The organism is Streptomyces sp. NPDC056503 (assembly GCF_042794995.1).
GTDB lineage: Bacteria > Actinomycetota > Actinomycetes > Streptomycetales > Streptomycetaceae > Streptomyces.
This window is the reverse complement of the sequence record NZ_JBHTST010000011.1, coordinates 38131-64724: the sequence shown is the minus strand read 5'-3', so window position 1 is coordinate 64724 and position 26594 is coordinate 38131. Positions and strand designations below refer to the sequence as shown.

Sequence of the window (26594 nt, the reverse complement as noted above, 5' to 3'; positions counted from 1 at the left end):
TCCTCCGGGGGGTCGGGCGCGGCCGCGGTTGTCGGCTCCGTGCATGCGCGATCAAGTGGAACCCGCCCCGGAGGCCCGCGCGGACGGTGGTACTCCGGCCATCGCGCCCACCGCCCCGGGCCACCCGCGATCAAGCTCCCGCCAGCCGTTACCCGGGTCCGTCCGCAGGCCCGCGCAAGCGGAATTCGGCCTCGCGGGTAGGGGTCGGCGGGGCTGTCCCAAGATCGTGTCAAGTCGCTTGACAAGCTTGCGCGCCGCCTGCCAGGGTCAGCTGCCGTGGGTCGGAAGCCGTAAAAGGCAATTCAATTCAGAACAACCTAGGCAAGAGTACGACCACATATGTAACGGCGCTGTTACATGATCTCTTTTTCAGTAATATTATATTGAAATTCCAGGCAGCCCACGGGGGTGGCTTTGAATGGAAGAAAATCAGCCGGCCGAACTTTCTTCTGCCGACCTGGCCGCCGCGGTGCGCTCCGAATTATCCGCTCGGCTCGGAATAGATCCCGCTGATCTCCGCGACGACGTCGTCTTCTCCGCCTACGGGCTCGACTCGCTCAAGGCCGTGGGACTGGTCGAGGCACTCGGCGCACTGATGGGCCGTAAGCTTTCGGCCACGCTCCCGTGGGAATGCCCCACGGTCGAGCGGCTGGTCGCGAGGCTCCTCGGCGGGCCCGCCCCGGAGGCGGTCACCCCGGGCGCGACGGAGGACCGGGGGACGCTCGCGAGCGGCGAGCCCATCGCCGTCGTGGGCATGGCCTGCCGCTTCCCCGGCGCCGACGACGTCGACCAGTTCTGGCAGCTCCTCAGCGAGGGCGCCGACCTGACCGGGCCCGTACCGCCCGGGCGCCTGACGCCCTCCTCCGGGCCGCGTGAAGCCGGCTACCTGCGCGGGCCCGTCGACCGGTTCGACCCGCTGTTCTTCGGGATCTCCCCGCGCGAGGCGCAGGAGATGGATCCGCAGCAGTCCCTCTTCCTCGAAGTCGCCTGGGAGGCGCTGGACTCCGCCGGACTCGGCGACGGCAGCCTCTCCGGCAGCCGTACCGGCGTCTTCGTCGGCGCCATCTGGCACGACTACGCCGACCTGGGAGGCGCGCCGGACGGCCCCGCCTCGGCGTACCTGGCGAGCGGGCGCTCGCTGAACATGATCGCCAACCGCTTCTCGTACGCCCTCGGGCTGCGCGGTCCCAGCCTGGTCGTCGACACCGCGTGCTCGTCCTCGCTGCTGGCCGTGCACCTCGCCTGCCAGAGCCTGGCCACCGGGGAGTCGAAGACGGCCGTCGTCGGCGGCGTCAACCTGCTCCTCGACCCGCGGACCACGGAGGCGTTGCAGGGCTTCGGCGCCCTCGCGCCGGACGGCCGGTGCAAGGTCTTCGACGAGAGCGCCGACGGCTTCGGCCGCGGCGAGGGCTGCGGCGTCGTCGTCCTCAAGCCCCTCTCGCGCGCGCTCGCCGACAACGACCGGATCTGGTGCGTGATCCGGGGATCGGCCGCCAACAACGACGGGCAGAGCAACGGCCTGACCGCGCCGAACCCCGTCGCCCAGCAGGAAGTCCTCAGCCAGGCCTACGAGACGGCCGCGGTCGACGCCCGCGAGGTCGCCTACGTCGAGACGCACGGCACCGGGACCGCGCTCGGCGACCCGATCGAGGCCTCCGCCCTCGGCGCGGTGCTCACCGCCGGACGCGCCGAGGACGCGCCCGAGCTCGTCCTCGGCTCGGTGAAGGCGAACATCGGCCACCTCGAAGGCGCCGCGGGCATCGCGGGGCTGATGAAGGCGGCACTCTCCCTGTGGCACCGCCGGATCCCGTCGAACCCGCACTTCGAGACCCCGAACGCGCACATCGACTTCGAGGGGATGCGGCTGCGCGTCCCCCGCGAGAACGAGGCCTGGCCGCGGGACGCGCGCCCGCTCGCCGGAGTCAGCGCCTTCGGCTGGGGCGGCACCAACGTGCACGTCGTCCTCGAAGGACGCGACGAGCCCCCGCTCCGCGCACTGCCCCCGGCCGGCACCCCCGAGCCCGCCGGGCGGCCCACCGCCCCGCCCGCGGACGGCCCGAACCCGGACATCCTCTTCGTCTGCTCCCCGCACGGACACCAGTACGCGGAGATGGGCGTCGAGCTGATGCGCGCGGAGCCCGTCTTCCGCGCCGCCGTCGAGGAGTGCGACCGCCACTTCCTGCCGCTGGCCGGCTGGTCCCTGGCCGAGAAGCTCGCCACCGGCTCGGAGTCCCGGAAGCGCCTGGACGTCGTGCTGCCCCTGCTGTACGCCGTGCAGGTCGGCCTGGCCCGCCTCCTGGAGCACCACGGCGTGCTCCCGGCCTCGGTGGTCGGCCACTGCATCGGCGAGATCCCGGCGGCCGTGATCGCCGGCATCCTCGACGTCGAGCAGGCCACGGCGCTCGTCTACCACTACAGCCGCTACCAGTACCAGATGGCCCGGCCCGACCACGGCATGGCCGCTCTGGAGTACACGGCGGCCGAGGCGTACGAACTGGTCGGCGACGACCACCGGGTGACCGTGGCCGCCTGCAACGGCCCGCGTTCCACCGTGATCTCCGGCGACCGCGCCCGACTTGAGGAGCTGGTGGCCCAGACCAGGGCCGCCGGCGCCCAGGCCGGCATGATCGACGTCGACGTGGCCGGCCACGGCCCGGCGATCGAGCAGGTCATCGAGGACCTGGTGCGCGACATCGGCGAGCTGCGCCCGCGCCCCGGACGGATCCCGATGATCTCCTCGGTCACCGCCGAGCCGCTCGACTGGCGCGAGGTCAACGGCGCCTACTTCGCGCAGAACCTGCGCTGTCTGGTCCGGTTCGACGACGCCGTACGCCGGGCGATGACCGACGGCGCCTCGGTGCTCATGGAGATCACCGCCCACGCCGTGCTGCTGCACGCGCTCAGGCAGCTCACCGACGAGGCCGCGGCCGGCTCCGACCGCGAGCCCGTCGCGCTCGGCACCATGCGGCGCGGCGACCCGCGCGGAGGGATCTCCGACACGATCGCGGCGCTGCGGACGCTCGGCTGGCGGCCGGAGACGCGACAGGAGCCGTCGGCCCAGCTGCTGACCCTCTCCGCGCGCAGCCCGGAGGCGCTGCTCCAGTACGCCCGGGAGACGGCCGGCGCGCTGCGCGCGGCCACGCCGGGGACGACACCGGCGGACGTCTGCCAGGCCACCGCCCGCCGCACCGCCTTCCCGTACCGCCTCGCCGCCGTCGGACACGATCTGCGGGGGCTGGCCGAGGACCTGGAGCGGCTCGCCCGGGGCGGCGACGCGAAGGCCGCCCGGGTCTCCGAGCGGCCCGTGACCGGCCGGCCCCGTACCGCCTTCGTCTTCCCGGGTCCCGGCTCGCCGTGGACCGGCGCGGCCCGGAGCCTGCTCGCCGAGGAGCCGGTGTTCGCGGCCGTGCTGCGCGAGTGCGACGCGACGGCGGCGCCGCTGCTGGGCCGGTCGATCCTCGGAGAGCTGGACGCCGCGGCCCCGGACGGTCCCGTCGAGCCCCTGCTCTTCTCCGTCCAGGTGGCACTCGCCGAGCTGTGGCGGTCCTGGGGAGTGGAGCCGGACGTGGTGATCGGCCACGGCGTCGGCGAGGTGGCGGCGGCGGTGACGAGCGGAGCGCTCGGCCTGCACGACGGCCTGCGGATCGCCTGCCTGGGCAGCGCCCTGCCGAACGTCCCGCCGGAGGAGCCGGGCGCGCTCCGGCCCGCCGCCGGCCGGGTCCCGGTCCACTCGACCGCGCTGAACCGGCGCGTCGACGGCGCCGGCCTGGACGCCGCCTACTGGCGCGCCGCCCTCGGCGTTCCCGGGGCGTTCCCGGACGCCGTCCGGTCGCTGCTCGACGACGGCCACTCCCTCTTCGTCGAGATGAGCCCGGACCCGATCCTCACCACCGTGATCGACGAAGCCGCCGCGCTCGCCGGACGGCGGGTGACGGCCGTCCCGTCGCTGCGCCGCGACGAGGACGGGCGCGCGGTCATGCTGGAGTCGCTCGGCGCCGCCCATCTCGCCGGTGTCGAGGTCGACGGCAGCGCGGCGCTGCGCCCCGGCGCGCGTCGCCAGGCGGACCTGCCCGCGTACCCCTGGCAGCGGGAGCACTTCCCGATCCCCGGCCTGTCCGGTGCCGGCCGCGAGGGGCGTCCCGGTCCCGCGACCGCCACGGGCCTGGTGCTCGGCACCCGGCTCGACTCGGCGATCGAACCCGGGGTGCACTACTGGCAGACGCGGCTGTCCGCCGAGCTCCCGGAGGTCGCCGACCACCAGGTCCGCGGCGTCCCCGTGGTGCCGGGGTCGGCCTACCTCACGCTGGCGGCGGCCGCCGTCGACGAGGTGATGCCGGGCGCGGAACTCGCCGTCTCCGACCTCCTGTTCGCCTCCGCGCTCGCGCCGGAGGCCGGCCGGCCGCGGCTCGTGCAGTCGGTGCTGTCCGAGGAGGGCGGCGGCGCCCGCTTCCGGGTCTTCGACCGCGCGGGCTCGTCCCCGGTGCTGCTCGCCGAGGCCGTGTTCCGGGCCGAGGACCGCGCGCCCGACGGGCAGGGCGCCGGGGGGTACGAACCGGAGCCCTCCGGGCCGGACGCCCTCACGGAGGACGGCTTCTACCGGCTGCTCGCCGGCCACGGCGTCGAGTGCGGTCCGGAGTACCGGCGGGTGACCGCCTTCCGGGCGCTCGACGGCGGCGCGGTCGCGCGGGCCACGCTGACGCCGCAGGACCTCGCGATGGCGGGCACGCGCCTGCCGCGCGCCGCCTACGACGCGGCCTTCCAGACCGTCACCGCCGCCGTCCTCGGCGGCGCGGACCAGGGCGGGACGGGCGTGGTCGTGGTCGAGGGAGCCGACGCGGTCTCCTTCGCCGGCAAGCCGTCCGGCGCGCTCTCCCTGCGCGTGCGGCTCTCCACGCAGGACGCCGGGGAGACCCGGGCGGACGTGCGGGTGCTGGACGCCGCCACCGGCGGCCTGCTGATGGAGATGCGCGGCCTGCGGCTGTTCCGGTCCGACGCGCTGCGGATCGCCGGATCCGGCGCGGAGCCGGCCGGCGCCGCGCCGGCCGCGGAGTCCGCGCGGCCCTCGGCGGCCGACGGGAAGGAGTCGGCACCGCTCACCGGGACCGACCCGACGGCCGAGGTCGAGGCCGTCGTGCGGGCGGCCGTCGCGCGGATCGTGGACACGAGTCCCGAGCGCCTCCGCGTCGACCAGCCCTTCCGCGAGCTCGGCATGGACTCGCTCATGGCGGTCGAGCTCCGCAAGAGGCTGGAAAGGAAGTTCGGGGTGAAGCTGTCGTCCAGCCTCGCCTTCAACTACCCGACGGTCCAGGAGCTCGTGCCCTACCTCATCGAGAAGGCCGGGCTGAGCGCGCCGCCGCACGACGCCGGCGCGCGGCCGACAGAGCCGTCGCCGCCCGGTTCGCCCGACGGATCCACGATCCGGCACCACGCGGAAGACACGGACCACGCAGACGACGCAGACAGCCTGCTGCGGGAGCTCGAACTCCTCGAAGCACGCATAGAGGACCTCTGACATGACCGATTCCCCCACCGCCGCGGCTCGGCCCGCGTCGGCGCCCGACGCTGCGCGCATCGTCGCCCGCCTCCGGGAACGCATCGAGAAGCTGGAGCGCACCCGCAGCGAACCCATCGCCCTCATCGGCGTCGGCTGCCGGCTGCCCGGCGGCGTCCGGTCCATGGAGGACTACTGGGAGCTGCTCTCCGGCGGCGTGGACGCCGTCACCCCCATCCCCGCCTCGCGGTGGGACGGGGACTCCTACTACGACCCCGACCCGGAGACGCCCGGCCGGATGCGGATGCGGTACGGCGCCTTCGTCGACGGGGTCGACGAGTTCGACCCGTACTTCTTCGGCATCTCGCCCCGCGAGGCCTCCCGGATGGACCCGCAGCAGCGGCTCTTCCTGGAGGTCGCCTGGGAGGCGCTGGACCGGGCCGGGCTCTCCCGGGAGACGCTCGCCGGCACCTCGACCGGCGTCTTCGTCGGCGTGAACTCCGCCGACTACCTCCAGCTCCAGGTCGCCGACCCGGCCTGGGCGGACACCTACACCATCACCGGCGGCACCAACTCGCTGATCGCGAACCGCCTCTCCTACCTGCTCGACCTCAACGGCCCGAGCCTGACCGTGGACACCGCCTGCTCCTCCTCGCTCGTCGCGGTGCACCTGGCCTGCCAGAGCCTGCGCAGCGGCGAGAGCGACCTGGCCGTGGTCGGCGGTGTGAACCTGATCCTGTCCCCCTCGGTGGCGATCGCCCACGCGAAGGGGATGCCGCTCTCGCCCGACGGACGATGTCGTACCTTCGACGCCGCCGCGAGCGGATACACCAGAGGCGAGGGCGTGGTCGCGGTCACGCTCCGCCGGCTCAGCGACGCGGTCGCCGCGGGCGACCCGGTCATCGCGGTCATCAACGGCACCGCGGTCAACCAGGACGGACTGAGCAACGGACAGACGGCGCCGAACGGCCGGGCCCAGCAGCGGGTGATCCGCCAGGCGCTCAAGTCCGCCGCCCTCCAGCCGGACCAGATCACCCTCGTCGAGGCGCACGGCACGGGCACCGTCCTCGGCGATCCCATCGAGGTCGAGGCACTGGCCGCGACCTACGGGCGGGCCGAGGAGGCGCCGCCCTGCGTGCTCGGCTCGGTGAAGACCAACATCGGCCACCTGGAGTCGGCCGCGGGCATCGCCGGGCTCGTGAAGGCCGCGCTGTGCATCAAGCACGGCCGCATCATCGGCAATCTGAACTTCGAGCGCCTCAACCCGAACATCGACCTGGACGGCACGCGCCTCGCCATCGCCGAGCGCGCCCAGGACTGGACGGTGCCCGACCGCTTCCGGCACGCGGCGGTCAGCTCCTTCGGCGCCGGCGGGACCAACGCGCACGCCATCCTCGGCCCCGCCCCGGAGCCCGCGCCCGAGGCCGCGCCCACCCCGCCGCCCCCGTACGTGGTGGCGATGTCCGCCCGCACCGAGGACCTCCTCGCCGCGACCGCGGCGGCGCACCGGGACTTCCTGCACGGAGTCCCGGACGGCGACGCGGAGTACCGGGCCATCGCGCACACGGCGACCGTCCGGCGCACCCACCAGGAGCACCGCCTCGCCGTGGTGGCCCGCACCGCGCGGGAGGCGGCCGAACGGCTCGGGGACTGGGCGGAGTCCGGTTTCGCCCCCGGGGTGACCGGCGGGCGGGCCGCCGACGCGCCGAACGGCGCGGTGTTCGCCTTCTCGGCGCACGCGCAGGGCGGCTGGGAGCAGACCGCGCGACTGCTGTCGCAGGAGAGCGCCGCCTTCCGCGAGACGCTCGACGACTGCGACGACGCCCTGCGCCCGTGGCTCGGCCGGAGCGTCCACGACCTGATCGAGGGCATCGACGACGAGCGGCGGATCGACCTCGTACAGCCGGTGCGGTACGCGATCACCCTCGGCCTCGCCGCCTGGTGGACGGAGCTGGGGCTGCGCCCGCAGGCCGTCGTCGGGCACGGCTTCGGCGAGGTGGCCGCGGCCCGGTTCGCCGGGGTGCTCGACCGCGTCGACGGCGCCCGGGTGATCTGCGCGCAGAGCGCCGCGGTCGAGGCCCGCAGGGGCCACGGCGGGATGCTCGCGGTCGCCGCGTCGGCCGAGCGGCTCGCCGATCTGGTGCGGCGGTACGACGGGCTCGTGGTGGCCTCGTCCGAGGGACCGCTGTCCGCCGCGCTCGCCGGCCCGCAGGACGCCCTGGAGAAGGCGGCGGCCGAGCTGAAGGCGGAGAACGTCCCGTCACGGCTGGTCAGCCAGGCGGTCGCGACCCACAGCTCGGCCATGGACGCGATGCGCGAGGGACTCCTCGACGCGCTGTCCGGGCTGACCCCGCGGCCGGCCGGCACGCGGATCATCTCGACGGTGACCGGGCAGCTCCGCGAAGGCGCCGACTTCGGGCCCGAGCACTGGTTCGAGAACATGCGGCGCACGGTCCGCTTCTGGGACGCGGCGCAGTCCGCGCTCGGTCTCGGCGCGAACCTCTTCGTCGACCTGAGCCCGGGCCAGCCGCTCGCCAGCAGCCTCCAACGGGCCCTGGGCGACGCCGGGGTCGAGGGGCTGGCCGTGCCCGCGCCCAACTCGGGACCCGCGGCCGGGGAACCCCTGCTGCTGGGCGCCGCGGCGCTGCACTGCGCGGGTCTGCCGATACGTTTCGACACGCTGCTCGGTCCGGTCGCGCGGGCGGTGCCGCCGGTGCCCCAGCAGTGGCAGCACGAGCGGCTCTGGTACCGCGAGCGCGACACCCAGGCCGTGGCGCCGGCGCCGAAGCCGGCCGTGCCGACGCAGCGCCGCCGCGCCGCCGCCGACGCCGAGCTCGGCGGGCGACTGCGTACGCTGCCGCCGGCCGAACGGGTCCCCGCCGCAGCCGAGTTCGTCCTCGGCCTGGTGGCCACGGCGCTGGAGTTCGACCCCGGGGAGCTCGACCCGGACGCGGGCTTCTTCCAGCTCGGCATGGACTCGCTCATGGCGACGAACGTGCACAAGCGGATCGTCGCCGCCCTCGGCATCCCGATCCCGGCCACCGTCATGTTCGAGCACGGGTCCGTCAACGCGCTCGCCCGGCACCTGGCCGAGGTGGCCGCCCCCGAGGCCGACGCCGAGCCCGAGCCCGCGGCCGCCGCGGCGCCCGCCCCCGAGCGCGCGCCCCGGGACGTGGAACCGCTGGATCTCGCCGAGGCCGAAGGCCTGTCGGAAGAAGAACTCATCTCTCTGCTCAACGCGGAAATCGACAGTGAGGGTTAGGCGAAGGGCTATGACCATCGACACCGATCAGTCCAGCCAGGCCCGCGAGGTGCTGGCCCGGAGCCTGGTACAGATACGCAAGCTGCGGGAACGCCTCGACGAGGCGGAGCAGGCGAAGACCGAGCCCATCGCGGTGATCGGCATGGGCTGCCGGCTGCCCGGCGGCGTACGGAGCCCGGAGCAGTACTGGGACTTCCTGCTCCGCGGCGAGAGCGGCACCGGACCGGTCCCCTCGGACCGCTGGGACCCGCAGCGGTGGGGCGGCGTGAAGGGCGGCGGCTTCCTCGACGAGGTCGACCGCTTCGACGCCGGGTTCTTCGGGATCTCCCCGCGCGAGGCCGCCGCGCTCGACCCGCAGCAGCGGATGTTCCTCGAAGTGGCCTGGGAGGCCCTGGAGCACGCGGGCCAGGCACCCGACCGCCTGGCCGGCAGCCCCACCGGCGTCTACCTGGGCGTCACCACGTACGACTACACCCAGAACCAGATGCAGCACGTCGTCCCGGACGAGCTGGAGATGTACTGCACCACCAGCAACGCCTCCACGTTCGCGGCCGGCCGGCTCTCCTACTGGCTCGGCCTCAGCGGCCCGAGCCTCTCCGTGGACACCGCCTGCTCCTCCGCGCTGGTCTCGGTGCACCTGGCCTGCCAGAGCCTGCGCTCCGGCGAGACCTCGCTGGCCCTGGCCGGCGGCGTCAACGTCCTGCTGAGCCCCGAGTGGTTCCTGCTGATGACCCAGGCGGGCATGCTCGCCGAGGACGGCCGCTGCAAGACCTTCGACGCCTCCGCCGACGGCTACGCCCGCGGCGAGGGCTGCGGCGTGGTCGTGCTCAAGCGGCTCTCCGACGCGCTCGCCGCGGGCGACCGCATCGAGGGCCTGATCCTCGGCTCCGCGGTCAACCAGGACGGCCGCAGCAGCGGCATCACCGTGCCCAACCCGGCGGCCCAGACCGACGTGGTGCGCGCCGCCCTGCGCGCGGCCCGCGTCGACGGCAGCCGCGTCGGCTACATCGAGGCCCACGGCACGGGCACCCCGCTCGGCGACCCGATCGAGCTCCGGGCGCTGCGCGCCGCGCTCGGCACGCCGGCCGGGGCCGAGCCGCCGCTGGTCGGCTCGGCCAAGACCAACTTCGGCCACCTGGAGGCGGCGGCCGGCGTCGTGGGCCTGATCAAGGCCCTGATGACCGTGAAGCACGGCACCGTACCGCCGCACCTGAACCTCGACTCCGTCAACCCGGCGATCGACCTGGACCAGCTGCACCTGCGCATCCCGGTCGAGCCGACCCCCTTCCCCGCCGGGACCGGGACCCGCGTCGCCGGCGTCAGCGCCTTCGGCGTCAGCGGCACCAACGCGCACGTGGTGGTCGGCGAGCCGCCGGCGCCCGCGGCGGCCGAGGAGCTGCCCGAGCCGCGCAAGGACCACGTCCTGACCCTCTCCGCGAAGAGCCCCGCCGCCCTGGGCGAGCTGGCGCGCGCCTACCAGGACCGGCTGGCGTCCGCGGACGAGGGCGAGCTGCCCGACCTGTGCCACACCTCGACCGTGGGCCGCGCCGTGCTGCCCCACCGCGCCGCCGTGGTCGGCTCCTCCGCCGAGGTGCTGAGCGAGCGCCTCGCCGAGGTGATCGAGCCGGACGAGGACCCCTCGCCGTACGTCCACACGGGCCGGGTGAGCGCCTCGGGACGGCCCCGCGTCGCCTTCCTCTTCACCGGCCAGGGCTCGCAGTACGCGTCGATGGCCGCCACGCTCTACCGCACCGAGCCCCTGGTGCGCGAGCTGTTCGACCAGGCCGACGAGCTCCTGGAGCCCGTCCTCGGCCGCCGGCTGCTGCCGCTGATGCTCGATGGCTCGCTCGACGAGGGGCTCATCGACGAGACCCGCTACACCCAGCCGGCCCTGTTCGTCCTCGAGTACGCCGTCGCCCAGCTGTGGCGCTCCTGGGGCGTCGAGCCGGCCGCCATGCTCGGCCACAGCATCGGCGAGCTCGCCGCGGCCTGTGTGGCCGGCTCGATGGAGTGGACCGAGGGCGCGCTGCTCGCCGCCCACCGCGGCCGGCTCATGCAGGAGCTCACCCCCGCCGGCGCGATGCTCAACGTCTTCGCCGACGCCCAGCGGGTGCGCGAACTGCTGGAGGAGTCCGGGCCCGGGCTCTCGCTCAGCGCCGTCAACGGCCCGCAGAGCATCGTGGTGGCCGGCGCGCCGGAGGCCATGGAGAGCTTCCTGCCCGTCCTCACCGAGGCGGGCATCAGCTCGCGGCCGATCAACACCGCCAAGGCCTTCCACTCGCCGCTCATGGAGCCGATGCTCGACGCCTTCGAGGCCGAGGCCGAGAAGATCGTGTACCGGGCTCCGCAGATCCCGCTGTTCTCGAACGTCACCGGCAACTCCCTCAACGGCGACGGCTGTATCGGCGCCGGGTACTGGCGCCGCCACGCGCTGGCCCCGGTGGACTTCCTCCGCGGCATGCAGGCCGTCTTCGACTCCGGCTGCACCGTCTTCATCGAGGTCGGGCCGAGCCCCGTGCTCTGCGGCATGGCGTCCCGGTTCGCCCCCCGGTCCGACTCCGGCCCCGAGCCCCTCTTCCTGCCCTCGCTGCGCCAGCGGCAGGACGACAACCGGGTGATGCTCAACAGCGCGGCCGCGCTGCACACCCGCGGCGTGCCCGTGGACTGGGAGAAGGTCGACGCGGGACGCGGCCGGCAGAAGGTCGCCCTCCCGACGTACCCCTTCCGGACCGACCGCCACTGGTACACCCCGAGCACCCGCACCGAGACCGCGGCGGCACCGGCCGCCCCGGCCCCCGCGGCCGTCCCCACGGGCGGCGTGGGAGGCCCGCTGCTCGGCGCGTCCATCCCGTGCGCCCTGGACAGCCGTCTCTACGACGCGCGGATCGACCCCGCCTCGCACGCGGTCCTGCGCGACTGCGTCATGGAGGGGATGCCGGTGGTCAACGCCGGTGTCTACCTCGACATGGCCATGTCGGCCGCGCGCCGCGAAGGCGTCACCGGACCGATCGCCATCGAGGACTACTCGGTTCCCCAGAGCCTCATCGCGAGCGAGGTGTGCGCCGGACAGCTCGCGCTCGAACCGCTCGACGAGACGCGCCACTCCTACCGCTTCTTCGCCCGCCCGGAGAGCGCCGGCGACGCCGCCCCCTGGGTGCTGCACGCCCAGGGACGCTTCGGTCCCGGCGCGCCCGGCACCGTCGGCGAGGCCGTCGACGAGGCCCGGCTGGCCGCCGAGTTCGACGGCCAGACCACCGGCGAGGAGCACTACACCCAGCTCTGGCGCCGCCAGATCTACCTCGGTGGCGCGGCCCGCTGGATCGACCACCTCTGGCACCGGCCCGGCGAGGCCGTGGCCCGGCTCCGGCCGGCCGCCGAGGGCGAGGCGGACCCGTACCTGCTGCACCCGGGCGTCACCGACTCGCTGCTCCAGATGCTGATCAGCTGCATGCCCGAGGGCGGCGCGCCGGACGAGGCGTACATGCTGCTCGGCATCGACCGCCTCACCTTCCACGGCCACGACGGCGGCACGATCTACTGCCGCGCCACCGTGACCCGGTCCGGCTACGCGGGCGACGTCCTCACCGCCACGCTCGACGTGCGGGACGCCGAGGGCAACCCGGTGGTGTCCGCCGAGGGCGTGTACATGAAGCGCGCCGACAAGGACGCGGTCACGCGCCAGCAGACCGGCGCGAACGCGACCGCGGCGCGCCCCGGCGCGGCGCGGCCCGCCAAGCCGACCGGAGCGAGCGGCGCGGGACGCGACCGCATCCTCGCCCTGCCCGCGAACCAGCGCGCGTCCGCCACCCTGAAGCTGGTCAGGGGCACCATCGCGGGCGTCCGCGGCGCCGACGCCGAGGACCTCGAACTCGACGAGCCGCTGCCGGCCCTGGGCCTCGACTCGCTGATGGCGCTCCAGGCCAACGACCAGCTGACCCGCCAGCTGTCCGTCTCGCTGCCGCTGGTCGCCTTCATCGAGGGCTGCGACATCCACGGCCTGACCGAGCTGGTCCTCGACGCGCTCGGCGAGCCGACCGGCGGGGACGCCGTGCGGGACGCCGTGGCGGACGCCGCTCCGGACGAGGAGACGAGCTTCGAACCGGTCGCGGACGAGCCGCCGCGGATCGTGCCCGACCCGGCCTCGCGGTTCGAGCCGTTCCCGCTGACCGACCTCCAGCAGGCCTACATGATGGGCCGCACGGACGCCTTCGAGCTCGGCAACGTCTCGACCTACTTCTTCACCGAGGTCGACCTCGAAGGCGCCGACCTCGCCCTCCTGGGCGACAAGCTCAACGAGCTGATCGACCGTCACGACATGCTCAGGGCGGTGATGAACGGCGACAGCACCCAGCAGGTGCTGCCCGAGGTGCCGCGGTACGAGATCCGTACCTACGACGTGTCGGAGCTCGACGCCGAGGCGCGCGAGCGGGAACTGACCGCCGTCCACGACGAGATGCGCGACCAGGTCTTCGACCCGGCCGAATGGCCGCTGTTCGACGTCCGCGCCACCGTCCTCGGCGAGGGCCGCGTCCGGCTGCACGTCGCGCATGAGGCGCTGATCAGCGACGCCTGGGGCGCGTCGACGGTCTTCCGCGAGTGGGCGGAGTCCGTCAACGGCGAGGACCTGGGCGAGCCCGCGGAGATCACCTTCCGCGACTACGTCACCGCGATGAAGGAACTGGAGCGGAGCCCCGAGTACGAGGCCTCCCTCGAGTACTGGCGCGGCCGGGTCGCCCACATGCCGCCGGCGCCCGAACTGCCTCTGGCCCGCGACCCCGCCACCGTGCGTCGGCCGCACTTCGTGCACCGCTCGCACCGGCTCGACCGCGAGGCCTGGACGGCGTTCCGGGACCACGCCAAGGCGGCCGGGGTCACCGCCTCCGCGGCCATCTGCGCCGCGTACACCGAGGTGATCGCGCAGTGGAGCACCAACCCCGACTTCACCCTGAACGTGCTCTTCTTCAACCGGATGCCGCTCCACCCGCAGGTGGACTCGATCGTGGGCAACTTCAGCTCGACGATCCTGCTGGAGGTGCACGCGGGCGGCGGCACGCCGTTCGCCGACCGCGCCGGCAAGGTGCAGCAGCAGCTGTGGGAGGACCTCGGGCACAGCCGCGTCAGCGGTGTCCGGGTGCTGCGGGAGATGAACCAGCAGCGCGGCGAGTCGGTGCGCGCGTCCGTGCCGGTCGTCTTCGCCAGCACGGTGAACTTCGCCGCCCGTGACACCCGCGCCGCGGGGACCGGCCTGGTCCAGCACCTGCTCTCCCTCGGCGAGAGCGGCCACGAGGTCTCCAGCGCCATCCGCACCCCGCAGGTGTGGCTCGACCACCAGGTGATCGAGGACGACGGCGAGCTGATCGTCAACTGGGACGTGGTGGAGGAGCTCTTCCCCGACGGCCTGATCGACGCGATGCACGCCGCCTACGTCAGCCTCCTCAACGAGCTGGCCGCCTCGCCCGCCGCCTGGCACGGCCCCATCGCCCCGCTCCTGGGACAGCGCGACCTCGCCGTGCGCCAGCGCGTCAACGCCACCACCGGCCACCGGCCCGAGGAGCTGCTGCACGCCGGGTTCCTGGCCAACGCGGCCGAACGGCCCGAGCGGGTCGCCGTGATCACGTCCGACCGGGCGCTCACCTACGGCGAGCTCGACACCCTGTCGAACCGGATCGGCACCTGGCTGCTCGACCGCGGCGCCACCCCCGAGCAGCTGGTCGGCGTGGTGATGCACAAGGGCTGGGAGCAGGTCGCCGGAGCGCTCGGCATCCTCAAGGCGGGCGCCGCCTACGTGCCGATCGACGCCTCGGTCCCGGCCGAACGGCTCCGCACGCTCTGCGAGACCTCCGGCATCACCCTGGCGCTCACCCAGCCGGGCGGCCCGGCCGGGGAGTCCTGGCCCGAGGGCGTGGAACGGCTCGTCGTCGACGAGGAGACGCTCGCCGCGCTCTCCGACGCGCCGACCCCGCCGTCCCCCGCGGACCCGGGCGACCTCGCGTACGTCATCTTCACCTCCGGCAGCACCGGAACCCCCAAGGGGGTGATGATCGAGCACCGGGCGGCCGGCAACACCATCGCGGACGTCAACGACCGCTTCGCCGTCACCGAGCGGGACCGGGTCCTGGCCCTGTCCGCGTTCAACTTCGACCTGTCCGTCTACGACGTGTTCGGCATGCTCTCCGCCGGCGGCGCGATCGTGCTGCCCGAGCCGGACGCGGCCCACGAGCCGGCCCGCTGGGCCGAACTCGTCCGCGAGCACGGCGTGACGATCTGGAACAGCGTCCCGGCCCTGATGGAGCTGTTCGCCCAGCACCTCGCCTCGCCGGCCGGCCGGCCGGTCGAGCAGGTCCGCACCGTGATGATGAGCGGCGACTGGATCCCGGTCACGCTGCCGGAGCTGATCGGACGCGTGCTGCCCGGCGCGGCGACCTGGAGCCTGGGCGGTGCGACCGAGGCCGCGATCTGGTCGATCTGGCACCCGATCGAGGGCGTCGACCCGCAGTGGACGAGCGTCCCGTACGGCACGCCCATGCGGAACCAGCAGTTCCATGTGCTCGACGAGCAGCTGCGCCCGCGCCCGGCCTGGGTGCCCGGCCAGCTCTACATCGGCGGCGAGGGCCTGGCCCGCGGCTACCACGCCGACGGGGAGAAGACGCGCGCCTCGTTCGTCCGCCACCCGGCCACCGGCGAACGGCTCTACCGCACCGGCGACCTCGGCCGCTACCGGCCCGACGGCGTGATCGAGTTCCTCGGCCGCGAGGACAACCAGGTCAAGGTGCAGGGCTACCGCATCGAACTCGGCGAGATCGAGGCGGCCCTCTCGCACTGCGAGGGCGTGCGCGCCGCCGTGGTGCAGGCACTCGGCTCCCGCCAGGGCCCCAAGCGCCTCGTCGCCTACGTCGTCCACCAGCCCGACGCGGACCCGGACACCGGCAAGCTGGAGTCCGCGCTGCGCGCGGTCCTGCCGGAGTACATGGTCCCGAGGCAGTTCGTGCTCCTCGACGAGCTGCCCCTCACCGCCAACGGCAAGGTGAACCGCGGCGCGCTGCCCGACCCGTCCCTGGCCCTCGGCGAGGCCGGCCGGGCACCCGAAGGCGAGACCGAGACCCGACTGGCCGCGATCTGGGCCGAGTTCTTCGACCCGGCGCTGGTCACCGCCGACGCCGGCTTCTTCGCCCTGGGCGGCGACTCGCTCACCGCGGTGCGACTGATGGCCCGCATCGAGGCCGAGTGGGAGCGGGTACTGCCCGTCTCCCTGCTCTTCGCCCGGCCGAGCATCGCCCAGCTGGCCGAGGCACTGGCCGACACCGGCGGCGCCGCCCTCCGCGAGGCCCTGGTCCCGGTGCGTACGGAAGGCGCGCTGGCGCCGCTGTTCTTCGTGCACCCGGTCGGCGGCGACGTGCTCTGCTACGCCGAACTGGCCGCCCGGATCGACGGCGACCGCCCGTTCTACGCCCTCCAGACCCCCGACGACCTGGACGCGCCGACGCTCACCGAGCTCGCCGCCCACTACGTCGGGGAAGTCCTGGCGGTCCGGCCGGACGGCCCCTGGCTGCTCGGCGGCTGGTCGATGGGCGGCGTGGTCGCGATCGAGATGTCCCGGCTGATGGCCGAGTCGGGCCGCACGGCCGACCTGGTCGTCGCGGTCGACCTGCTCGAACAGCCGGGCCCGGCCGCCGGCGGACCGCTCGGCGACGCCGAACTGCTCGACTGGTTCGCCCGCGACCTGTCCGGACTCTCCGGCGTCGCCTGGACGCCGCGCCCCGCGGCGGACGACGACGAGACGGCGTCCGACGCGGGTGCCATCCAGTCCCTGCGCGAGTCCCTGGTGAGCGCCGGCGTCCTGCCGGCGGACATCGGAGCCGAGGCCTTCCAGCGGATCGTCGAGCGCTTCATGGCCAACTCGCGCCTCCTGGAGGCCCACCGCCCGACCCCGTCCGGGGTCCGCACCCTGCTGCTGCGCGCCGCGGACGGCGGGGCCGACGAGAAGACGACCGCGGCCTGGGCCGAGCTGCTCGGCGAGGACGTCACCACCGCCGAGGCCGTCCCCGGCGACCACTACACCGTCGTCGCGCCGCCCGCCGTGGACGAGGTCGCGGACGCGATCCGGCGAGCCCTGCACTCCTGACCGATCCGGCGAGCGAAATCCCAGAAGAAATCCGAGAGGACACCCAAAGCATGCGATTCGGAGCGTTTCTCCCTCCCTTCCACAAGCTCGGTCAGGACCCGACCGCGAACTTCCAGCACGACCTCGAACTGATCACCCGCGCCGACGAGCTGGGCTTCGACGAGGCCTGGGTCGGCGAGCACCACTCCGGCGGCTGGTCCACCATCGCCTCGCCGGAGCTGTTCCTGGCCGCCGCCGCCGAGCGCACCCAGCGCATCATGCTCGGCACCGGCGTCGTCAGCCTCCCCTACCACCACCCGCTCACCGCCGCCGACCGGATGGTCCAGCTCGACCACCAGACCCGCGGCCGGATCATGTTCGGCATGGGCGCCGGGGTGCACCCCTCGGACGCGTACATGATGGGCATCTCCGCGGGCGACCAGCGGCGGATGATGGCCGAGTCGCTGGACGCCATCCACCAGCTGCTCACCAGCACCGAGCCCGTCACCCGCAAGACCGACTGGTTCGAGCTGCGCGAGGCCCGGCTCCAGCTGCGCCCGTACACCCAGCCCTGCTTCGAGATGATGGCCGCGGGCGTCGGCACCGAGCGCAGCATGCGGCTGGCCGGCAAGTACGGCATCAACCCGCTGACCTTCGCCGGCCTGGCGGGCCGCGAGGCCCCGCCGCTCGGCAAGCTGTGGGAGGCCGCCGAGGACGAGGCCGCGAAGAACGGCACCACGGTGGACCGGAGCAAGTGGCGCGTGGCCATCTGCACCCACATCGCGGAGACCCGCGAGGAGGCGTACCGGCAGGTGCGCGCCGGTGCCGCGGACTGGTTCCGCAACTACGTCAAGGGCACCCTCGGCGCCGTCGGCGACCTGCCGGAGGGCCGCGAGGTCGAGCACATGGTGGAGACCCGCACCGCCATCATCGGCTCCCCGGAGGACGCCATCGAGGCGATCGGGCAGCTGGTCGAGCAGAGCGGCGGCTTCGGCAGCCTGCTGCTGACCGTGCAGAACTGGGCCAACCGCCGCCAGACCATGGAGAGCTTCGAGCTGTTCGCCTCCGAGGTCGCGCCGCACTTCACCGGCTCGACCCAGAGCCTGCGCGACTCGCAGGCCTGGGAGGCGTCGCACCGCGACGACTTCTCCGCCCAGGTCCGCGAGGCGGCCCAGGCCGCGGCGAGCTCCAAGGTCTGACCGGACCGCGCCGGCCGCGGCCGACGGGTCCGGGAGCGGGAAGGGCCCGGCGGGCCCTTCCCGCCCACGCACCAAGCAGAAGACTCAACGCGGCCACGAGCTCGCGCCCACAGCTGACCACGGGGGTACTCAGTGCTTTCTGGGACGACGAAATCCACCACGCGCCCATCGACCGACAGCGAGGTGCCGGCAGACCACCAGGCCGCCGTGCGCCGCCGTCACTTCCTCTACCAGGACGGCGTGGTCGTCGCCTCGGTCATCCGCGCGCTCGACTCGCTCGGCCTGCGGGAGACCGGCCCCGGCCCGGAGTGCGGTCTTCCCGAGACCGGCTACCTGGGCGTCGTGCGCCGCTGCCTCGCGAGCGTCGGCTGGTACGACGCCGACGCCGAGGCCGGGCCGGCCGCGTGGACGCCGTCCGGGCGGGCGGCGCTGAGCCACGGCGACCGGCTGGCGGAGGCGGGCCGGCTCCTCGCCCGGTGCGCCGACCGCGCCTCCGGGACGTGGCGGACCCCGTGGGACGAGGCGACCTCGGCCGCCTTCTCGGCGGCGGCCGGACGCTTCGGGGAGTGGCGGGCGGACACCGAGCGGGACGAGCTCGTGGGCGCCTTCCTGGAAGGCGCGCTGCTGGTCCCGGTGATGCTGTCCCTGCGGGCCGACGAGGCCGGCGGGGCAGGCGGGCCGGGCGACCGGCTCCCGGCGGACGCCGAGCGCTTCCTGGCCCTGCTCGGCTGGGTCGACGGCGAGGGCCGGTGGACCCCGGAGGGCCTGGCCTTCCGGGAGTTCGAGGACCACTTCGCCCTGGCGGCCTCCTACCTCCCCCTGCTGGCGCGCCTGGAGGAACTGCTCCGCGGCGAGCTCGTGGTGGGCTCCGGCGACGACGCGTGGCACCGCGACCGCGCCCTCCGGACGGAGGCCGGATCGGCCGCCCTGCGCCCGTACTTCGCCGACGCGGACCCGATCTTCCGGGAGATGTTCGCCTACGGCCGGCCGCCGGCGTTCATCGCCGACACGGGATGCGGCGACGGCAGCTGGCTCGCCCACCTGCACGGCCTGCTCGGGGACGGCGTCCGGTACGTCGGCGTCGACGCCAGCCCCGCCGCCCTCGACGCGGCGCGGCGCAGGCTCCTGGCCGCCGGGGTGCGCGACCCGCTGCTGCTCCTGGGGGACGTGACGGAGCCCGGGGAACTGCGGGACCGGCTCGCCGAGCACGGGCTGTCGATCGAGGACGGCCTGCACATCCGCTCCTTCGCCGACCACGGCCGGGTCCACCGCGGCGGCCCGCCGTCCGGGTTCCCCGCCACGGCCTCCGGCGCGTACGTGGCGCCCGACGGCACGCCGCTGTCGGCCGCCGAGGTCGAGGCGGACCTCGTCGCCCACCTGGAGCGCTGGAAGCCGTACGTCGGCAAGCACGGCATGGTGCTCGTCGAGGCGCACAGCGTGCCCCCGCACGTCGCGGCCCAGCACCTCGGCGCGGTGCACGCGGCCGCCTTCGACACGTACCGCGGCCTGACCCACCAGTACCCGGTCGAGTACTCGACGTTCATGACCTGTTGTCGGCACGCCGGGCTGACCGCGAGCAGCCACCTCGAACGCCGCCACCCGGCCACGCGGCCCTTCGTCGCGGTCTCGGTCAACCGCGTCGTCTGCGCGCAGCCCAACCCCCTGGAGGTGATCCAGGCACCCGCGCGCACGGACCGGGAGCCGGTGACCACCCGGCGGGCGAGCGACTGGGTCCCGGAGCCGGGATCCGACCTGGACGACGGCCGCGGGCTGCACGAACTCCTCTACTTCGACGGCGACCTGTCCCAGCCCCGCCGGTGGTCGGCCGGCGCGACCGGGGTCGTGGTCCGCGAGGTCATGGCCGCGGTCAACGAGCGGGCCGGGCGGGCCCGCAGGGGCGACGTCATCCGCGTGCTCGACTACGGAGCGGGCACCGGCCTGGCCTCGATCGAACTCGCCAAGGTCTGCGTCGCGCAGGACCTTCCCGAGCGCCTCGCCGGGCAGGGCATCGGCTTCGAGCTCCACCTGGTCGACCTGCCGACCGGATGGTTCGCCCAGGGCTACGAGCTCCTGAAGGACGTCCCGTGGACCAGGTTCCACTCCCTGCGCGGGGAGGACGGCGAGTTCCGCGGCCTCCTCGACGTGATGGGCGGCGACCACGTCGACGTGGTGATGGCCAACATGGTGTTCCACCTGCTCCGCGAAGGCCCCATGCGGCACGCGGCCGCCTCGATCGCGGACGTGCTGGCACCCGGCGGGAAACTGGTCTTCAACGCGCCGGACCTCGGCCCCGCCACCAGGAACTCCGTCCTGTTCCACGACCCCAACCGGCTGCTCAGGAAGCACTGGCTGAAAGCGCTGGACGCGACCGACCCGGCCGACTGCCCGGAGCCGCTGCGCGAGGCCGTCGCCCGCGCGCGTTCCGCCGGCCGGGAGGCCGCCCAGAAGCGCGCGGACCGCCGGATCCTGCCCACCCCGCAGTCCATCGAGGGCGTGGTCGAGGCGCTCGACCCCTTCATGACCGGTACGTCCTTCGGCCAGACCTTCGAGCTGCTGGCCGAGGAGAACCTGGCGACCGCCCTCGTCCCGTCGAACCAGGCGGAGTACCTCTCCGAGATCACCGACCGGGCGACCCGCGAGGAAGTCATCCGCTTCGTCATGCGCGAGCGCGTCTTCCCGGAGATCTCCAAGGGACCGGCCGGAACCGGTCTCGGCTACAACATCGAGTGGAAGTTCGGCGTCTTCGAACGCCGTTAGGAATTCCCCCCGTTCCGCTGCCGAAGAGCGCTTTCCCGGCGCGCACGCATACCCGTTAGGAGGCCTGGCCGGTGTTCAGGCGTATTGCCATTGTCAATCGCGGGGAGGCCGCGATGCGGCTGATCCACGCCGTCCGCGACCTGTCCGCGCAGTCCGGGACGGTCACCGAGACGGTGGCGCTGTACACCGACGCCGACCGCGGTGCCACCTTCGTCCGGGAGGCCGACCACCGGGTCTACCTCGGCGCGGCCGCGGACCGTCCCTACCTCGACCAGGCCGTGCTGGAGCGCGCCCTGACGGAGTCGGGCGCGGACGCGGCGTGGCCCGGCTGGGGCTTCGTCGCGGAGGACCCGGCCTTCGCGGAGCTCTGCGAGAAGACCGGGGTCACCTTCGTCGGCCCGTCGGCCGAGGCCATGCGCAAGCTCGGCGACAAGATCGGCGCGAAGCTGATCGCCGAACGCGTCGGCGTGCCGGTCGCCCCCTGGAGCCGCGGCCCGGTCGCCACCCTGGAGGAGGCGCACCGGGCGGCGGAGCGGATCGGCTACCCGCTGATGCTCAAGGCCACCGCCGGCGGCGGCGGACGCGGCATCCGGGTCATCGCCTCGGCGGCCGACCTCACCGAGGCGTACGAGCGGACCAGCTCCGAGGCGGCGCGGGCCTTCGGCAACGGCACGGTCTTCCTCGAACGGCTCGTGACCGGCGCCCGGCACGTCGAGGTCCAGGTCATCGCGGACGGGGAGGGCACGGCCTGGGCACTCGGCGTGCGGGACTGCTCGGTGCAGCGCCGCAACCAGAAGGTCATCGAGGAGTCGGCCTCCCCGCTGCTCTCCTCGGAACAGGTCACGGAGCTGAAGGCGGCCGCCGAGCGGCTCGCCCTCTCGGTCGGCTACCGGGGCGCGGCGACCGTCGAGTTCCTCTACCACCCGGACGACAAGCAGTTCGCGTTCCTGGAGGTGAACACCCGCCTCCAGGTCGAGCACCCCGTCACCGAACTCACCACCGGCGTCGACCTCGTGCGCATGCAGCTGCACGTGGCCGCCGGCGGCCGCCTCATCGGGGACCGGCCGGCCGAGTCCGGGCACGCCGTCGAGGCCCGGCTGAACGCCGAGGACCCCGACCGCGACTTCGCGCCCGCGCCCGGCCGGATCGCCCGCCTGGTCCTGCCCGCGGGGCCGGGGATACGCGTCGACACCGGCGTCGGCGAGGGCGACACGATCCCCGCGGACTTCGACTCGATGATCGCCAAGGTCATCGCCTACGGCCGCGACCGCGAGGAGGCCCTGGCCCGGCTCCGGCGCGCCATGGCCGCGACCTGCGTCGTCATCGAGGGCGGCGCCACCAACAAGAGCTTCGTCCTCGACCTGCTGGACCAGCCCGAGGTCACCGACGGCAGCACCGCGGCCGGCTGGGCCGACACCGGCTGGATCGACCGGGTCCGCGCGCAGGGCCGCCTGGCCGCCCACGACCACTCCGGCGTCGCCCTCGTCGCCGCCGCGGTCCGCGCGTACGAGGACGAGGAGGAGGCCGCCCGGCAGGCGCTCCTCGCCGCCGCCCACGGCGGCCGGCCCCACGTCCGCCACGACCCGGGCCAGGCCCTCGACTACAAGCTCAGGGACGTCTCCTACCAGGTCCGCGTCGCCCGCCTCGGCCCGGACCGCTTCCGCGTCGGGATCGCCACCGGCGGCGGCGACGCCGCCGTGGCCGACGCCGTCGTCGAGCGGTTCGACGGCCACAGCGCCACCCTCACGGTCAACGGCCGCCGCTTCCGGATCACGGCCTCCGTGCACGGACCCGTGCACCTGGTCGAGGTCGACGGCGTCGCCCACCGGGTCAGCCGCGACGAGGGCGGCGTGGTCCGCTCTCCCGCCCCGGCCCTGGTGGTCGCCACCCCGGTCGCCGCCGGGGACGAGGTCGCCGAGGGCGCCCCCGTCCTGGTCCTCGAATCGATGAAGATGGAGACGGTGCTGCGGGCGCCGTTCCGCGCCCTGGTCCGCGAGTGCGCGGTCCCGGTCGGCACCCAGGTCGAGACCGGCGCGCCGCTGCTGCGCCTGGAGCCGCTGCCCGACGAGGACGGCGACCGCGGCCCCGTCGCCGCCGCGGCGACCCCGGCGGAGCGGACGGTCGACCTGCCCGCCGCGGCGGACGAGGGCTCGGCCGAGGACCGGGCCGGCGCCCGCCTGCGGGACCTGCGCGGCCTGCTGCTCGGCTTCGACGGCGATGCCGACGACCGTACGGCCGCGCTCGCCCGGTACCTGGACGCCCGCACCGGTCTCGGCGACGCGCTCCTCCCCGCCGAACTGGACCTGCTCACCGTCTTCGCCGACCTGGCGGAGCTCGGCCGGGACAGGCCGGTCCGCCACACCGGGGGAGCGGACCCGGACCCGGCCGCGACGGGGCCCGCGAGCGCCGTGCACAGCCCGCGCGAACACTTCCACGTCTACCTGCGCGGCCTCGACGCCGACCGCGCCGGGCTCCCCGAGGCGGTCCGGGCCGTGCTGTGCCGGGTCCTGGCCCACTACGGCGTCACCGGCCCGGACCGCACGCCGGAGCTGGAGACGGCGGTCTTCCGGATCTTCCTGGCGCAGCAGCGGCTGGCCGACGGCGCGGTGACCGTCCGCGAGCTGCTGCGGCGGTGGCAGGCCGACGCGCCGCCCGCCGAACCCGTCCGCGCGCGGCTGCGCGAGGTCCTGGACCACCTCGTCGAGGCGACCCGGGAGCGGTTCCCCGCCGTCTGCGACCTCGCCCGGGGCGTCGTGTTCCGCCGCTTCACCCGGCCGCCGCTCCTCCGCGACCGGGCCCGTGTGTACGCCGCCGTCCGCGCCGACCTGCGCCACCTCGACGCGCACCCGGACGCCGCCGACCGCGCCGACCGCGTCGAGGCGATCGCCGCCGCCCCCGAACCGCTCGTCCGGCTGCTCGGGCAGCGGCTCGTCCGCTCCGCGCGACCGGCGTCCGCCGGCCGGCCCGGCCTGGACCACGCGCCGCTCCTGGAGGCCCTGACCCGCCGTCACCACGGCGCCGCCCGCCCGGCGGACGTCACGGTCGCCGACGTCGCCGGTCACCGCTTCGTCACCGCCGGGCACACCGGCACCCCCGCCGGCGCCGAGACCCGTGTCGCGGCCGCCACCACGGACCTCGCCGGTCTGCCCGCGGCGATCGCCGCCGCCGGCGCCCTGGCCGGCCGGACGCCCGGCGACGGCCTGGCCGCCGAGCTCTACCTCGCCTGGCCCGGCGGCCTCGGCGCCGACGAGCTCGCCGAGGCGGTCACCGGTGCCGTCACGTCACGCCCGGCGCCCCCCGGGGTCGTCCGGATCACCGTCACGGTGGCCGCCACCGCGTCCGGCGTCCTGTCCCGGCACTTCACCTTCCGGCCCGGTGACGATCGGGGCGACGGCGACGGCGCCCGTCCGGTCGAGGACCGGCAGGTCCGCGGCCTCCACCCGCGGCTCGCCGAGCGCCTGCGGCTCGACCGCTTCCGCGCCTTCGACCTCACCCGGCTTCCGTCGGCGGACGAGGACCTGTGCCTGCTCCGCGCCGTCGCGAGGACCGACGCCGAGGACGAGCGGCTGATCGCGACGGCCCAGGTCCGGAAGCTGACCCCGGTGCGCGACGCCGAGGGCCGGCTCCTCGCCCTGCCCGAGGTGGAGGACGCCCTCGCCGGCTGCCTCGACGCGCTCCGCACCGCCCGGTCGTCACGACGGCCCGGCGGCGCGGCCACGGGGACCGACCGGATCCTGATGTGCGTGCGGCCCCCCGCCGACGTCAGCGCGCCGGAACTGGCCCGTCTCGTCCGCCGGCTCCGCCCGTCCGTGTCGGGCGCCGGCCTGGAGGAGGTCGAGCTCGTCGTCCGGCAGCGCCAGGAGACCGGGGAACCGGCGGAGATGTCCCTCCGGGTCACCGGCGACACCCAGGGCGCCCCGGTGCTGCACGCCGGCCCGCCGCCCGCCGACGCCGTCCCGCCGCTGGACGACTACCGGCGCAAGGTGCTGTCGGCCGCCCGCCGCGGCGCCGTCTACCCGTACGAGCTCACCGGCCTGCTCGCCGGGGACAAGGGCACGTTCACCGAGTACGACCTCGAAGCCGGCGGGCCCGTGAGCGCCGTCGGCCCCGACGCCGGGAGCAGACGCCTGGTCCCGGTGGACCGGCCGGGCGGCGGGAACACCGCGGGCATCGTCGTCGGCGTCGTCACCACGCCCACCGCCGTCCACCCCGAGGGCATGACCCGGGTGGCGCTGCTCGGCGACCCGACCAAGTCGCTCGGCGCCCTCTCCGAGCCCGAGTGCGCCCGGGTCATCGCCGCCCTGGACCTCGCCGAGGAGCTGAGGGTCCCGATCGAGTGGATCGCGATCTCCGCGGGCGCGCAGATCTCGATGACCTCCGGCTCGGAGAACATGGACTGGGTCGCCGCCGCGCTCAAGCGGGTCGTCGAGTTCACCCAGGACGGCGGCGAGATCAACATCGTCATCGCCGGGATCACCGTCGGCGGCCAGCCGTACTGGAACGCCGAGGCGACGATGCTCATGCACACCAAGGGCATCCTGGTCATGACCCCGGACTCGTCGATGGTGCTCACCGGCAAGCAGTCCCTCGACTTCTCCGGCGGGGTGTCCGCCGAGGACAACTTCGGCATCGGCGGCCACGACCGGATCATGGGCCCCAACGGCCAGGCCCAGTACTGGGCACCGGACCTCACCGCCGCGCTCGCGCTCCTCACGGCCCACTACGACCACGCCTACGTCGCGCCCGGCGAGGAGACGCCGCGCCGGGCCCCGACGGCCGATCCGGCCGACCGGGACGTCAGCGGCTTCCCGCACCCGGCCGACGGCAGCGGCTTCGCCACCGTCGGGGAGATCTTCTCCGCCGCGACCAACCCGGACCGCAAGAAGCCCTTCGACATCCGCACCGTGATGCGGGCCCTGTCCGACCAGGACCACCCCGTCCTGGAGCGGTGGGCGGGGATGGCCGACGCCGAGACCTCCGTGGTCCAGGACGCGCACATCGGCGGACACCCCGTCTGCATGCTCGGCGTCGAGTCCCACGCCGTGCCCCGCCAGGGCTTCCCGCCCGCCGACGGCCCGGACACCTACACCGCCGGCACGCTCTTCCCCATGTCGTCGAAGAAGACGGCGCGGGCGATCAACGCCGCCTCCGGCAACCGGCCGTTGGTGGTCGTGGCGAACATGTCCGGATTCGACGGCTCCCCGGAGTCGATGCGCAAGCTCCAGCTGGAGTACGGCGCCGAGATCGGCCGGGCGGTCGTCAACTTCGAGGGCCCGATCGTGTTCTGCATCGTCTCCCGATGTCACGGCGGCACCTTCGCGGTGTTCTCCAAGGCGCTCAACCCGAACATGACGATGCTCGCCGTCGAGGGCTCGTACGCCTCCGTCCTCGGGGGCGCCCCCGCCGCCGCGGTCGTCTTCTCCGGCGAGGTCCGCAGGCGCACCGTCGCCGATCCCCGCGTCGCCGGCCTGGACGCGGGGGATCCCGGACGCGCCGAGGTCGCCGAGGCCGTCCGGGCGGAGAAACTCAGCGAGGTCGCCGCCGAGTTCGACGCGATCCACACGATCCAGCGGGCCGTGGAGATGGGCTCCGTCGACAGGATCATCGGCGCGGCGCAGTTGCGCCCCGCGGTCATCGAGACGATCGAGGCCTGGAAGTCGGACCGCTCGCGCGCGAAGGCCGCGAAGGGGTCCGGGAACGGGGCCGGGTCCGGGAACGCGGAATTCGTCCCGGGCGCGAGGACGGCCCCGGCCTATTCACGCTGAGCGATTGCCCGCATTCGCC

The 26594-nt window shown here is 74.4% G+C and carries 6 protein-coding genes; all 6 read left to right on the top strand.

All coding sequences use genetic code 11. From position 1 onward, the window contains the following. Positions 1 to 418: 418 nt before the first annotated feature. A complete protein-coding gene (locus ACFQ8C_RS05655; RefSeq protein ID WP_383452574.1) occupies positions 419 to 5512 on the top strand; it encodes an acyltransferase domain-containing protein in 5094 nt (1697 codons plus the stop codon). A 1-nt stretch (position 5513) separates the two neighbouring features. Beyond that, positions 5514 to 8753, top strand: a complete 3240-nt coding sequence (locus ACFQ8C_RS05650) for a type I polyketide synthase (protein ID WP_383452572.1) — start codon at positions 5514 to 5516, stop codon at positions 8751 to 8753. 10 nt (positions 8754 to 8763) lie between these two features. After that, positions 8764 to 16875 (top strand): amino acid adenylation domain-containing protein, encoded by an 8112-nt coding sequence (locus tag ACFQ8C_RS05645; protein ID WP_383452570.1) that lies wholly within the window; start codon positions 8764 to 8766, stop codon positions 16873 to 16875. A 50-nt stretch (positions 16876 to 16925) separates the two neighbouring features. Beyond that, positions 16926 to 18053, top strand: coding sequence for an LLM class flavin-dependent oxidoreductase (locus tag ACFQ8C_RS05640; protein WP_383452568.1), 1128 nt, complete (start codon positions 16926 to 16928; stop codon positions 18051 to 18053). A gap of 183 nt (positions 18054 to 18236) precedes the next feature. Further along, entirely contained in the window at positions 18237 to 20810 is a 2574-nt protein-coding gene (locus ACFQ8C_RS05635; RefSeq protein WP_383452566.1) for a methyltransferase domain-containing protein, read from the top strand. Positions 20811 to 20881: 71 nt separating this feature from the next. Further along, on the top strand, positions 20882 to 26575 hold the full coding sequence (locus ACFQ8C_RS05630) for a carboxyl transferase domain-containing protein (RefSeq protein ID WP_383452565.1): 5694 nt from the start codon (positions 20882 to 20884) through the stop codon (positions 26573 to 26575). Positions 26576 to 26594: the final 19 nt, after the last annotated feature.